The organism is Pedobacter steynii (genome assembly GCF_001721645.1).
Taxonomy (GTDB): Bacteria; Bacteroidota; Bacteroidia; order Sphingobacteriales; family Sphingobacteriaceae; genus Pedobacter; species Pedobacter steynii_A.
Genome location: NZ_CP017141.1, coordinates 875,626 through 890,347 on the forward strand (window position 1 = coordinate 875,626; position 14,722 = coordinate 890,347).

The 14,722-nt window shown below is 42.8% G+C and carries 8 protein-coding genes; 3 read left to right on the top strand and 5 right to left on the bottom strand.

The genetic code is table 11. The features are described 5' to 3' along the window. Positions 1–7 precede the first annotated feature (7 nt). From BFS30_RS03615 to BFS30_RS03625, 3 genes are read left to right on the top strand one after another with little or no spacing between them, the layout of a single operon-like run. Entirely contained in the window at positions 8–1,945 is a 1,938-nt protein-coding gene (locus BFS30_RS03615) for a RagB/SusD family nutrient uptake outer membrane protein (protein WP_069378020.1), read from the top strand. A 21-nt stretch (positions 1,946–1,966) separates the two neighbouring features. Beyond that, positions 1,967–3,166 carry a DUF5000 domain-containing lipoprotein gene (locus BFS30_RS03620; protein ID WP_069378021.1) on the top strand — a complete coding sequence of 400 codons (1,200 nt, stop codon included), beginning with the start codon at positions 1,967–1,969 and terminating at the stop codon, positions 3,164–3,166. A 15-nt stretch (positions 3,167–3,181) separates the two neighbouring features. Then, on the top strand, positions 3,182–4,378 hold the full coding sequence (locus BFS30_RS03625) for a DUF4998 domain-containing protein (RefSeq protein WP_083251940.1): 1,197 nt from the start codon (positions 3,182–3,184) through the stop codon (positions 4,376–4,378). Between the two features lie 72 nt (positions 4,379–4,450). Here BFS30_RS03625 and BFS30_RS03630 read toward each other — a convergent pair whose 3' ends face one another. The 5 genes from BFS30_RS03630 to BFS30_RS03650 all read right to left on the bottom strand — a co-directional run bounded on the left by BFS30_RS03630 (position 4,451) and on the right by BFS30_RS03650 (position 14,715). Continuing rightward, on the bottom strand, positions 4,451–6,130 hold the full coding sequence (locus tag BFS30_RS03630) for a sodium:solute symporter family protein (protein ID WP_069378022.1): 1,680 nt from the start codon (positions 6,128–6,130) through the stop codon (positions 4,451–4,453). A gap of 15 nt (positions 6,131–6,145) precedes the next feature. Then, positions 6,146–7,048: a DUF4886 domain-containing protein gene (locus BFS30_RS03635; protein WP_069378023.1), complete on the bottom strand. Its 903-nt coding sequence runs from the start codon at positions 7,046–7,048 to the stop codon at positions 6,146–6,148. 71 nt (positions 7,049–7,119) lie between these two features. Then, a complete protein-coding gene (locus tag BFS30_RS03640; RefSeq protein WP_208603028.1) occupies positions 7,120–10,578 on the bottom strand; it encodes a hypothetical protein in 3,459 nt (1,152 codons plus the stop codon). Further along, positions 10,575–13,160 carry a glycerophosphoryl diester phosphodiesterase gene (locus BFS30_RS03645; protein WP_083251941.1) on the bottom strand — a complete coding sequence of 862 codons (2,586 nt, stop codon included), beginning with the start codon at positions 13,158–13,160 and terminating at the stop codon, positions 10,575–10,577. Before BFS30_RS03645 ends, BFS30_RS03640 begins: the two co-directional genes overlap by 4 nt. Continuing rightward, positions 13,150–14,715 (bottom strand): RagB/SusD family nutrient uptake outer membrane protein, encoded by a 1,566-nt coding sequence (locus BFS30_RS03650; RefSeq protein WP_069378025.1) that lies wholly within the window; start codon positions 14,713–14,715, stop codon positions 13,150–13,152. Before BFS30_RS03650 ends, BFS30_RS03645 begins: the two co-directional genes overlap by 11 nt. Positions 14,716–14,722 lie beyond the last annotated feature (7 nt).

Below are 14,722 nucleotides of genomic sequence, written 5' to 3' on the forward strand. Positions count from 1 at the left end.
TTCTGAGATGAAAAAATATATAAACATATTTGCTACGGCTCTTATTTTGTTATTTGCTGCCAGCAGCTGTAAAAAATACCTTGATGTAGTACCGGATAATATTGGCACCATAGATTATGCGTTCAGGATGCGTTCTGAAGCCGAAAAATACCTGTTTACCTGTTACAATAACCTCCCTCAATTTGGGGATGTTTATTCAGACCCAGGCTTCTTTACCGGGGATGAGTTTGCCGCGCAATATCCAAGTTCCATCTATTTTGATATTGGATTATACAGAATAGCACGGGGCGAACAAAATATTGTAAGTCCAATTGGCAATTATTGGGACGGAGCAAGAGGCGGTAAAGCCTATTATCAGGCCATAAGGGAGTGTAACCTGTTCCTGGAGAACGTGGATAAAGTACCCGATTTGTCTGATGTAGAAAAGAGAAGGTGGGTTGCGGAAGTTAAATTACTGAAAGCTTACTACCATTTCTTCCTGTTCCGCATGTACGGGCCTATTCCGGTTATCCGTAAGAATTTACCTGTTTCCGCTCCGATAGATGAAGTAAGAATACCGAGGATGCCTGTGGATTCTGTGGTGAATTATGTGGTCAGCTTAATTGACGAAGCCAGCCCGGACCTCCCTCCTCAGATCATGAATGAGGCATCGGAACTGGGTAGACTAACCAGGCCAATTGCCCTGTCCATAAAAGCACAGGTGTTAATTACTGCAGCCAGTCCATTGTTTAATGGAAATACGGGTTATGCTAATTTTAAAGATAAAACCGGGGTTCAGTTATTTAATCCGGCCTATTCCCTGGAAAAGTGGAAAAAGGCGTCAGATGCGTGTAAAGCTGCCATAGATGCCGCAGAAGCGGTCGGATCGAAACTACATTACTATATTCCGGAATCCGGGGAAAAGGTTTCTGATTCCACTAAGGTAACGATGAACATACGGTCGGCAATATCGGAGAAATGGAATTCGGAGACAATTTGGGGTGCCTCAAATTCGTATGCCGGCGGCGTTCAGGCCTTATCCCAGGCAAGGATTACTTCCTCAGATCCCTCCAATGTACCTACCCCACCAGCTGATAATGAGTCAATACGTTCCATATTATCCCCCCCTATCCATATTGCCGAGATGTTTTACAGCAACAATGGGGTACCTATTGAGGAAGACGTCAACTATGATTATGCAAACAGGCTGACCAGATTAAGAACGGTTACTGATAAAGACAGGTTTTACCTGAAAAAAGACTACGAAACCATTCAGTTAAATTTTGATAGAGAGCCAAGATTTTATGCAGACTTAGGTTTTGATGGAGGAATCTGGTATGGACAGGGTTTATATGATGATTCTAAAACCTGGTTTTTACAGGCAAAAGCGGGTCAGTTTGGAGCCAGACTTGGTGCCTCTCTTTTTTCAGTTACTGGTTACTGGCCAAAGAAACTGGTGAATTATAGAAATGATTTTGGCAGTAATTCCCAAGGCTATAATGTTATTGGTTATCCATGGCCGGCCATCAGACTTTCAGAAATGTACCTGCTTTATGCGGAAGCCTTAAATGAGCTCAACGGACCAGGTCAGGAGACCTACAAATGGATTGATCTGGTGAGAAAAAGAGCTGGACTGAAAGGAGTAGTTGAAAGCTGGGCAAACTTCTCTAAAAATCCGGCAAAACCAAATACAAAGGATGGTTTCAGGGAGATTATTCAGAGAGAGCAGATGATTGAACTGGTATTTGAGGGCAAAAGGTTCTGGAGCATCAAACGTTGGAAAAAGGCCGAAGAGTATTTAAATATGCCCATCAGAGGTTGGGATCTTGAACAGGAAGAAGCAGTCAATTACTATCGGATAAGGCAAATTGTGGCTCCTGTATTTACTCCCAAAGACTACTTATGGCCGCTTTCAGAAAATTCAATTGTGGTAAATCCTAAGTTGGTGCAAAACCCGGGATGGTAATTTTATCTTAAAAAGACGATTATGAAAAAAATATTTTATTACCTGTTTGTTCTGGCAACCGTAATGGGTTTATATGCCTGTTCGAAGACAGACTTGAATGTTCAGAAACCAATTGAAAATGATGATGTAAAACCAGGTATGGTTACCAACATTAAGGTTCAAAATAATCCAGGTGGTGCAATTATCACCTATGCAGTACCGGGGGATGTGGACTTGCAATATGTATTGGCTGAATATAACATCAATAGCACCACGGTAAGACAAGCCAAAACATCACGCTTTAGTGATACCATAAAAGTAGACGGTTTTAATAAAGCGGGTGCATATGATGTCAGGTTGTATGCCGTTGATAAAAGTGAAAACAGATCTGATGTGGCGGTGGTCAAGGTAAATCCGGATACCCCTCCCTATCGTTCTATCGCCAATACCCTCACTTTGAATGCCGATTTTGGAGGGGTAAACATCACTTTTGCCAATCCTAATGAAGCTAAAATTGCAGCGGTTATCATTACCAAAGACGCCAATGGGGAACTTGCCCCGATTGAGACCTTTTATACCGGGACAAAAAATGGCATCTTCTCTGCAAGGGGCTACTCCCCTTCTCCGAGGGTATTTGGGGTATATATAAAAGACCGCTGGAATAACAATTCCGATACCCTGTTTAAAACAGTTACTCCATTTTTTGAGAAGATGTTGGATAAAACCAGATTCAGGCCCTATAAATTACCTAACGATCAGCCATCTGCATATGGTTGGGATATGCCGTATATGTGGGATGGTAAAACAGGGGAACCTGGTTTCCATACGCTTCAGGGTGCCTTGCCTCGTCCGCATAGATTTACATTTGATCTTGGAGTAGTTACAAAACTGAGCCGTTTCAAAATACTACAAAGGATAGATGGCGGTTGGGCATATAATCATGGTAACCCAAGATCATGGCGTATGTGGGGTACTGCTACACTACCGGATCCTTCAGGAAATTGGGATGGCTGGGCAAAACTTATGGACTGTGAATCAAAAAAACCTTCGGAGTTACCTTTTGGACAGACAACGAATGAGGATATCGGTTATGCCAGAGGATCTGATGGCCTGGGTGAAGAATTTACCTTTCCAATAGCTGCGCCTGCTGTCAGATACATCAGAATGGAAATATTAAAGAACTGGGGAGGTACAGACTTCTTCCACTCACTTGAAATTACTTTCTGGGGAAATACACAATAACTAAAAAATAAGATCATGTTTAAAAAGAATATAAGTTACATAGGCTTGATTGTGGGCATAGCAATTTTTGTGTCCTGCCAGAAATCAGATGATTATAAAAAATATCTGGTTGACGGAGAAAAGGTATACCTGGATGGAGCAACGAAGTTTAAGGTTTTTCCAGGCAACAGAAGGGTTTTACTAACCTGGGCAAGAGGAGTTGACACCCGGATAAAGAGGTACAAAATTGTATGGAACAACAAAACGGATTCTGTAGAGTTCGACGCTACAGCATTTAAAGCAGGCGATACAGTTAAACGTCTTCTGACAAATATGGCCGAAGCCAATTACGCCTTCTCTATTTTTTCAATTGATGATAACGGAAATAAATCGATTCCTGTTCTGATCCCTTCCGTAAATGTATATGGACCGAAATATCATTCCACTTTACTAAACAGAACCGTCAAAGCTGCAATCTACTCAGAAAGCGACAAAGATGTCACTATTGTGTGGAAAAAGCCGGATACGATTAATCTCTCCACAAGCATATGGTATACCAATCTTGCAGGTACGCAGACGAAGCTTATGCTCGCTCCTAATGTTGATACCACAAAAATCGCTGACTGGAAAATGGGAACAAAGTTTTTCTATCAATCTTCTTATAAACCGAGAACGTTGGCGATTGATTCATTTCTGGTGCTGACTAAAGATTCTTTGAGTATCAAGAATTTGCCGTTGAGCAAAGCACTTTGGAAAAAGATAAACCTGCCGAATGATGTAGACGGAAATGGCTATGGCTCTAATTTTGCATCCATTTGGGACGGTCAGGGGGGTGGATATCCCAATATATATCATACCGAGGGAGGCAGCTTACCACATCATTTTACGATTGATCTGGGAGGCGTATATCAGCTGACAAAATTTGAAGAAATAGGCAGAACCGGCTGTGCCTGTCATAATCCAATTAAATTTGAAGTATGGGGAATAGCTGATATTACCAATGCGGCAACAACATTGCCAGGTAATGATGAAGGATGGAAGGCCCAGTCTATAGCAAAAGGATGGACACTGCTTAAAGAAGTGGAAAGATCTGATGATGGAATGGCGCCGTTTAAGGTAAATCTTTTGGAAGGGATTCCTCCGGTAAGATATATTAGAATCCGCGTTACAAAAACACTCGATAATAGTGTAGAAAGCCATATGAGTGAAATCTCCTTCTGGTACAACCCTTAAAAGAACCAGACCTGATTAACCCCGCATGCATACAGAACATGCGGGGTTATTATATCAGACCAAGCTACGTTATCAACTGGCTTTCCTCGAAGCATTAAAGGGAATCCATGCACTCAACAAGATGAGTGTTGCTATTCCGGCAACCATCCCTGTCCCTTTGGCTGTAAATGCGCAAAGTATATATAACATGAGTGCAATGAAACCTAATGAAAATGAAATGACCTGTAAGCCGAATTTATTTTGTCTTTTGATTTCTGCTGCTTCTGTTTCATCCACTATGATCACCTTTGCGTTTCTGGCCGCTTTAGTCACCTGTAGCTGCAGGTATTCTGAACTTACCTTGCCTTTTGAAGCCGCATACAACTCATAAGCCAGCAACAACAGGAAGGGAAGCAATACCCCCAGCAACATTTCATTTGCACGACTCAGCTTATAATCGATCAAAAGAGGTAACATGATCTTAAAGACCAGATTCACCACCAAACTGATCATGGTAATCCAAATCGTCGCTTTACCTGTGATCCGTTTCGAAAACAAAGCCCATATTGGCGGCGCAAGTAATGGCCCACCGGTAATCGCGCCAACACTCAGCGTAAACTCTACAATCCCCCCGATATAAGGTACAATCAGTGCAATCAAAATCATCCCGAATCCAAAACACCAGGAGGATGCACGGGCAATCTTCATTAACTTTTCATCAGATGCCCCCGGATTGATCGTCCCTTTATACACGTCGTTGGTAAACACTGCAGAAACTACATTTAAAGCCGTATTTGCAGAAGCGGAGGTAGAAAAATACATCCCTGTTAAGATCAGGCCCATCAAGCCCGCCGGAAGTACCTGCTTACAAACCATTAAATAAGCATTTTCCGTTTCCAGACCCGTTAAGCCAGGATTAATTGTCTGGTAAATCATCGGTGGAAGCATCCACAAAACCGGACTTACAATGTACAGTCCGGCAAAAAGAAAGGCTACTTTAGAAGCAGATTTCGGGGTATCCACACTCGTGTAACGCTGTACAAAAGTCCAGTTTCCACCAATATAAAAGATGTGATAAAGTGCAAAAGCGATAATAAAACCCCAGGTATATTCACCATTAACAACATTAAAAAAGTTATCCGGAACCCTAGATACAAAAGAAGCTATCCCCCCTGCTTCTGTAAAAGCCAATGGAATAATAAGCAACACGGCAGTGGTGAGAATCACAAACTGTAGGATATCCGTCACCATTACTGCCCATAAGCCACCAACAGCAGTATATGCAATCATAAATATTCCCAGCACTAACGTAACCGGTACGAGAGGAAATTCAAGTGAAGAACCCACCAGTTTAGACACAGAATACAATACCGAACCTTTAATGAACAGCGAGACCAACATGAAAATATAGATAAAGCTCTTTTGAACATGCTCACCAAGTCTTTCTTTAATAAATTCTGCAGCGGTCAGGTTCCCGGTTCCTTTCCATTTAGGCGCAATATATAATCCGGTCACCAGTCCTCCGATACACATCGTCCATTGAATGGTAACTGCTACCCAGCCATATTTATAGGCAATTGATCCCCAGGCTACAAAAGTACCGGCAGAGAAAAAACTCATAAAAAGAGACAAACCTCCGATAAACCAGGGTACAGCCTCACCACCTGCAAAAAAAGACTTAAGATTCCGGCCTGTACGTGAAAACAGCAAGCCTATAATCATAATGAATACTGAAAATACAACGATAACTGTGGTGTCTATTACTGAGTTCATATGCTTTTTTAAATATTATAAATCTCCAACTGTTTTTGCAGCAACACTTCTTAAATATGCAGCAAATCCTGCAGGAACCTCCTTTGGCTGGTATTTTATTTTCTCAGGCGACTCCTTAAATAAAACAGCATACCAGATTAAAGAACCCAGGTATCTCCCTGCTTCATTCGCATGATTGGGATCAAATACCAGGGCATTGTCTTTCCAATAATAGCCCATGTTTATGGAATTGCTCTGAACAGGAAGATTGGGGAACACCGGATGCTCATAGTCAAAATTCATATCTTTTGTAAAACGGTATTCCGTACCGGTGGCAACCGCATTAAAGGCATCTCCCACAGGGATGATGTCTACCTTCAGTTGCTTTGCGATCGTATGATAAGCAGCCCTTGATTTCCGCCACATTTCCTCCTGATTTTTGGCTGGTTGCTCGGGAGCAACGCGACCAAACTTCTTGGCGTCTGAGCGATATGCCCATCCCTGATGTAAAACGATCTTTGCATTTGGCTGCAATGATTTGATGTAATTGTAAAGCTTTTGAGCATATGGGCTATAGCTGTCCACATCTGCAGATAGATAAGAGAACTGCTGCATTGTCACCACATCCCAGGTACCGGCAGATAAAAGCATCCGCAATGATTTCCCTTTGTAGGGTTTCCCCTTAGGGTCTTCGGCATTGGCCTCTGCAGCTTCTACATATTCCCAATGCTGCTGTAAAGAGTGACCACCAAGTTCAGCCCGGCCAATCACCAGTTGCTGGTTATTTTCCTTTACCAGATTCGGTAAATAGGCCGTCGCATTTTGCGAAAAACTGTTGCCAATGATAAATAATCGCAAGGCTTTTTCGGCGACCTGTCCGAATGAAACCTGGCTGATCAACAGCAAGGAGAGCAATAAGGTTTTTTTTAGGTATTTCATCTTTATATATTCTAGTTTTAATCTTCAATATTTTTCATAACTATTTAAGTATCACCCTTATTCTTCCGATGTTATTTTTCATCAACTTCAAATACAACATCAACCTGCTGAACCTCAGCACTTCCCTTCTTCTTCAATTTTAAGCTGATGGAAGCCGGTTTAGCGGGATCAATCCGACTAAAAGACCATTCAAAAGGATAGCCTACACGCTTCACAAGGGTAGCTGGATCTTCATTTAAGCCCATCTCCGCTTCCACTCCCGTTAAAGGTGCTGTGCTCAGGTAGGCATAGATAGAATCCCAGCCAAAAGGTGAGCGGATTCTAAAAGCGTGGAGCTTGCCCCATGGTGCACCAATGTTAATTTCCTGCATCCCGTTTTTAACCGGCAACAACACTTTCTCTGCTATAGGCTGTTGAAGCGGAAAGGAATAAGCCGTTAGTCCTTTGCCCGCAATAACAGATTTCATTTTCCTCCCGGAAAGCACCATACTTTCTGGTTCAGCAGCTATTCCCTTGTAAAACTTAACCCCCGTATTTTTAACCGCCAGCTGATTCAGATCCAGTCCGATTTCAAATTGCTGTTCCTGCTGAGCTTCATTTAATAACACCAGCCAAAAACGATCATCAGAGATTCCTGTAATGTAATTAATCGCAGGATTATCAATATTAACCAGGCCTTTCTTTAGCCAAAGTTTTACACGGCTATCGTCAAAAATAGTTCCTTTGCCAGACCCATAAATCCGGTTGTTAAACCAAACAAAGCCCTCTTGTTTTCCCCATGGAAAAGTAATGCTGCCTTTAGACCTTTGAATCGCTTCCGTAACCAGAAAATCAAGGGTAAAAGCCAGGTGTGGCGAAATGTGATGGTAATAGATAGAATTGATATCCGGCCCTTTGTAAGGATAATCTGCCCGGTAAGTCAGGTCGGTAAAACCTGTAGCATAATAACCCGGATAGTTAGAAAAACGCCCTATAATGGAGTTTCTCGCATAGACCTCAAAAATATCCTTGTTGCTTTCAGCAGACAAGCGCAGTAAATGTGGCGCCCAGGTCGACATGAAGATATGACGTACATTTTTATTGGGAAGGAAGAAGGTAACCGGTTGTTCCAAACCCAAACCCACTGGTGATATCAACGATTGAGGGACATCTTTTTCTGTGACATCTCCATCTACACGTGGAAATCCTAAACGGAATTTCTTTCCATCTTTCCACCACAAATTCGTATTCCCCTCATAGCGGCCTCCTTCATGAATCAGCTGTTTTTGATTTTGAACAAGCGGATACGAACGGATACCGGCGATGGTAAAAAATGAAGCGTACTTAGCGGCCTCTAAAAAGACCTCGTCTTTATTGATTTCATACAGGTCCATCAAGTCCCACCAATAAGGATAAAACGAGGTATTGTAAAATGGTTGAGCCGTTAATAACTGTGTCTTTTGGCCATAAACTTCCTTCTGTACAAATTCCTGTGCATGCAAAACCGCTTTATCTAGCCATTGTTTATCTTTTGTGAGTCTGTAAGCCGCTAATTCCTGCGTCCATGCCGGAAGGTTTACGCTATAGCCAGACAGTTTTCTGGGTTGCTGATCCGGCATCCCCACCTGCACTAGCCATGGGTTCTTTTGATCCAGCAACTGGTTTAGCGCATCAAAATAGGCTGTATTAAACTGTACATTTTTATAAGGGTCTAACACCAATGAAGCTTCTTTGAGGTTGTATGGTGCACCAACAGCCTTAGCCCATCTGAATGCACTCCTTGATAAAGTATATTCTATGGTGGGCAGGGCACGGTTCAGATAAAGTTCTTCATCCCGGCCCATTATCGCTGCAGAGATCAGGGCCAGGGGGGCCGACTGAGCCACTGTTGGCGCTACCTTCGGATCCGCTTCTATGTCGTAAAAACCTTTCAGTTGTGCATTCCATCCCGAAGCATCGTCATTTTTGACCAGGTCAATCATGTTAAATACAGCATTGGTTAGGGAGCTGGAATCCTGAGAACGATAGTCCTTGACCTGGTAAATTGAGTTGGAGATGTATTCCAATGCGCCATTCCAGTTTTCGGGTACCGCGCCAAGGTTGAATGTCCTTTTTAAAGACTGACCTGCCTGCAATTTCGAATCTTCCAGACCGGGAACAGGCGCAAATGCAACAGGCTGAACCTTATTGAAGGCATTTTTAAGAGAGAAACCAATCCGGGAGGTACTGTCCTTGCCCCAGTCTAGCGGTAAATCAGTTAAAGAACCGGTTACAAAAAAGCTCAATTGCCTGTTACTCTGGCCAACCTCCACAATAGCCAGGGGCTGGGGAGTCATTGCCCCCGGAATCATGATCGGGGTTGTTGGCAAACGTTTATAATTAAACATCGGGGGAAGTTGTACATGCTGTACTTCTGCCTCAGAAACATCCTGGAAGGCCGAAACCACAAAGCTGTAGAAGCCGGATTCTTTCGCCGAATAGGCTAAATTTAGCTCATAATGTGATGCGCCGGGTTTAAGTTTCCATATTCCTTTCACCTCCTGACCTTTATCAGTCAGATAGGTCACCCAAAGTTCTTCAGGCGAAACCTGTTTCACTGCTGAGGGAAGACAAGCAGATAGTTCTCCGGACAGGAAAGGATTCTTTGCACCGTTCTGGTCCATCGGCCTATAGGTTTTACCCTTAACCACAAACTCTGTTAAGCTGGCCGAATTCTTCCAGGAGGCAAAGTAGGCCCCAAATTCTATTTTAGCTTTTTTAGTACTCAACAGGAAGATCCGGTTTTCTTCTACCGTCGCTTTCAATGTCGCCCATCGTTTATCCTGAAAGACAGCGGTAGTCGCAACAATCTGATGTTTCCCCGTCTTATCGTTCAGTACCTCTTCAAAATTCAACTTTAGCCGATCATTAGACAGTGTTCCGAGTAATTTTTCCTTTTTTGTAAAAGAAGCCGCTTCACTTATCGTTAATGGCATCGGAGTTTCCTTTACCAGAGTTGGTTTTATGGCATAACCTGCAATTGCTGATCCTTCCTTATTCGGATCAAAAGCTTCGTCAGTGCTCAACAATATGGCATCACAACGTACAAAATTTTTACTGGTATTTTTTAACCTCAACACATTTTCGTCAGCATCCAGATCAATCCGACCTACCTTTTCCCATGCATATCCTTCGCCGAGATGGGTACCGGACTCCTGAGTCATATTCTGCTCATTTATCAATAAAAGATACTTTCTCGTTCCCGGTTTATTGTCTGCATAATCCCTGGATCTGGTCCATACCAAAAAGCGGCCTTTCGTTTTAATGGAAATTACAGTCAGTGCATCAGGAATCGAATCTTTTGATGCAGCCGCAAATAAGGCCCCTTTTCCAGAAACATTTGTCCCTGCTTCCTTACTAAAGACCCAACCTGCCGGAAACTGAAAATCTTCTGCTTCTATAAAATAGGTGCTTTGTGCTTGTCCATATGCTTTACCTGAAGTAAAAACACAACAGGAAAATACCATATACCGCAAATAATAGCCATAGCTCAGGTAATTTATCTTTTTCAATAGCATACTTCTATTACTTTTAAGCCAAAAGGAGCTAGTTCAATACTCAGGGAATTGGAATTACCGCTCAGTAAGGTTCGCTTCCCTGCTACATCAATCAAAGCAATTTCTTTTGACACCGCCTCTGAGATGCCCGGAATTTTCCGCGGATTGAGCAGGACCTCCGTTTTCAAAGGTTGCTCACTATTGTTCATCAATACCACAAAACATTTACGCTGATCAGCACTTAATGCCGTCACATATTCTACATAAGGACTTTCGGCTTTCACCAATCCCTCTGTTAAAATCAAGGAGGCAGTTGTCCCATATACTTTACCCGCGGCGAAGCCATAAGTCTGATGCGGGCCTACTTTAGGAGTAATGAAACCTCTTGGAAATGAGACCTGCCCTCCTGAACGAAGGTCTGTCTCTGAAAGCAAATAATCCATGATCCAGCCAATCTGCCACCAGGCATGATGAGGAAATGGCCCTGCGCCCTTATCCATCGCATCCCAATAATACGAAGCAACACCCGTTTTCTGATCCACAAAAGCATCTCTGCCCCATGCTGCAGCCCTGGACATGGTTAGAAATAAAGAATCTTTAGTAATGGAGAACATCCTTAAAAACATTCCCGCATGACTGGCCAATAGAATTGGCCCATGATGATTGGCAGATCCAAGGATCCCTCCATGCTCAAAGCTTAATCCCGCCTGACTGATTTCCCAGTCTGCTCTTTTAGCCCCATTTACCTGTTTTTCCGCGGAAGAAGGAATTGGATGGGTGTAAACAGAAGCAGTGTAAATCTTTGCCGCAGCAATTGCGGCATTCTGGTATTTGAGGTCTTTCACCACCTCATAAAGATCCAATAGCGCCTGCACGCTTTGTGCAGTTGCAAAATCGGGTGCAAATCTGGTATCACCACATACCCCGATAAAAGATCCTTTATTTATCGCTTGTTCGATATACCAGTCGGCTCCTTTTTTAGCGGCCTCCAGGTACTTTTGATCTCCTAATAATTTATAGGCGATAAATAAACCATAAAACGTAGGCCTCAGGTCTAAAACATCCTTAAACATAGCTTCATTGGTTCTATTGTCATAAGCAACTTCCCAGCTTCCGTCCGGTTTCATCCAGGACAATAATTTTTCCGCAGCCAGCTTCAGTTCTGCACGTAAATCCCGATCCTCAGGATTAAACAGCAGCATATTTCCAATATCCATCATCAGGTAATAGGTACTTCCGATAGGCTCAGTATATGGCCCCCACTCTTCCGTAAATTTCCTGCTGTTTTGTAAAAAGTATTGTCCCTCGGCAGCACCATAGAAAAAATCTCTTTCCGAATGCTGTTGCGCCAGTTTAAAGTTTCTGGCATAAGGAAGCCGGTTATTGATCAGTTTCTGATTTCCTGTTAACCGCGCCAGCATCCACATCGCCCCATAATCGGAGTTTTTAATCGCATCTTTTTCGGAGCCATATACCCCGCCCAGGTATTTTTGAGCACCGATTTCCAGGTTCTTGTAGGGTGATAACTGCCACATGGAAAGGCTATCATCAATCACATAGTTTGCCATTCTCAATACACGATTGGTTAAAGAAGAAGATGTTTTCTTTAAGGCCAGCGCTTCTTTAAACCGGTATACATCATTTGCGGCATGTTTCATTACCGTAAACCAGTCGGCCGGCTGTATGGTATACCGGAAAGAGAAACTGAGCGATTCATTTTTTGCCAGATAAGATTTTCCCTGTCCCAATACAGGGTGATATACCGTTGGCATCATATGGCCTTTTCTGTTCAGTACAGACAGACCGAGATTCCAGGTTCCCTGAGTTTTTGTATTTAATGCCCAGGGATCCCTTCCTGTTCCAGGTTCCGGAATTACCGCTAAGGTGATGTTTTGGCTGTTTTGCACCAAGGGCGATAAAGTTGAAGTCGTACGCTCCCTTACCATCACCGGCACATCAGGGATCCCCTGCCCGTAAGCATAGGCATTGATAAAATTAGCATTTAGCTGATTGCCTTGAAAAACTCCCGGAACAGTGGCCCATTTAAAATTACTTTTATCAAAAAGTGCCAGCTCCGGCGAGGCAATGGAATAATAACCAGCCTGTTTAGCCTTTAATTTTACCGTCACTTTAAGATCGTTCGGATGTTCCGTATCAAACTCCCATGAGGAACTTAGGGAAAACAGCGTATGTTCTTTCTGCAAGATCAGTTGATCCTTCATTTCCTTTTTCCTGTCGGGGTAAAATTCAATCGCTTTTCCGGCCCTATTCAATTGTACTGAAGAAGTCGCCTGCTTCCAGATTGGTATAATGTAACGGTAAATAGATTCAGGGAATTCTCTTCCCCTGGTAATATCTCCCCCCTCCTTCAGAGCTAACGTATCTGCAGCATACAGGACAGAAAACTCTCCTGATGTTTTTGCAGATAAATCCATCCATGATCCTTTATCAAGGACCGATATTTTATTCAGGTGATATCCTTTTTTAGAATTTACCCATTCTAAATTCAACTGACCGTTAGAAAGCGACGGTCCTTTGGACTGAGCACAAACGGAGAAGGGGAAAAGGAATATCAACCATCTTAATCTACCAACCATAATTCTGTTCTATAAGCTTATTAACCGTTAGTTCTGTTGTGGGGATCGGGAAAAACAAGTCTCTCTCTGTTGTATTTTTACCGGCATTTGCAGCGTACTTGTACGCCGAAGGAGCTGTGGTGCTGATGCTTGTCCCTAAATCATTCATTGTTTTGACATAGATGCCCCATCTGATCAGGTCATGCTTACGGATTCCTTCAAAGCATAATTCTCTTAAACGCTCGTCCTGAATGGTCGCTAAAAACTGTGTTTTATTTTGGCCTGCCGGGATATCACAAATGGCATTTACACTTCCCAAAGGCTTATTGAAGGCCCTTCTTCTCACTTGATTTATGGCGTCATAAGCAGCGGGTGTAGGTCCTCCGTTTACTTCGTTTTCTGCCTCTGCCTTCATCAGCAACACGTCGGAATAACGGATCACAGGGAAGTTCGTGGAGGTAAAGCTACGGGCTTTGGATCCGGTTTCGTATTCTCTTCTCCATTTGCCAGGATTACGGTCATAGATCTGCTTATCCGTAAAATTAGACTTTACGGTATTGCCACCAGAAGTCACAAAGCGATACGGCGCAATGCTCCAGTTTCTCCTCGCCGTATCTGCAGTACCAAAAAGTTCATAAAGTTTGGCCGTAATCTTCATCGCACCTCCGGAATAACCAATAGCCTCACTCGGGCACTCAACCCCATTTTCTACACCCATAGACCCGGCAAGGTCTACCGTTCCTACTTTATTGCCATACATCCCCACTTCCCAGATACACTCTTTCTTTTCATTGATGTCCTGGGTGTGGTTGATGAAAATCTGTTTGTAATTCAGATTAAGCGAATGTTTATTCGATAAGATCACTTTATCTGCATATTCCAAAGCGTCTTTATACCGGGCAACATCTTTTAATGGTGCTCCCGCCATCTTCAGAAAAACCCTGGCCAGGATAGCCTGTACCCCGGTTTTAGAGATACGTTCATTATAAGCGAAATAATCAATGTCGTTCACCAGTTTTTCAGCTTGCTGCATATCATTTATTATTGAAGCATAAACCTCCGCTAATGGGGCACGGGGAAGATAGGGATCATCTGGTGATTGGGTAGCCCTTAATTTTAGAGGAACAGGCCCGAAAAGATCTGCAAGCAGGTAATAATAATAACCTCTTAAAAATAAGGTTTCCCCTTTGATGGCATCCCGCTGTTTCAAGTCCATGTTCACGCCGTCAATTTGTTCTAATAACAAATTTGCCCGGTTCACTCCTTCGTATAATACTTCCCAAAGCCTTCCGATATCCAGATGACTGGCATCCATCACCATTACGCGGATGTTGTTAATTGAAATGCCTTTAAAGAATGCTTCATCACTTACCACAAAATAGCTATACAATCCACGTCCGTACATACGTCCGTTAGGATCAATTAATCTGTTATACACGCCATTCAGACCATTTTTCAGGTCTTCCTCTGTCTTGTAATAAGTATCTGGCGTAACAAAATCAGGATCCTTGTTTAAGAGGTTGGAGCAGGAAAGCATCATGATGCTCATCAGCAATATTAATATTTTCGTTTTCATATCTCAA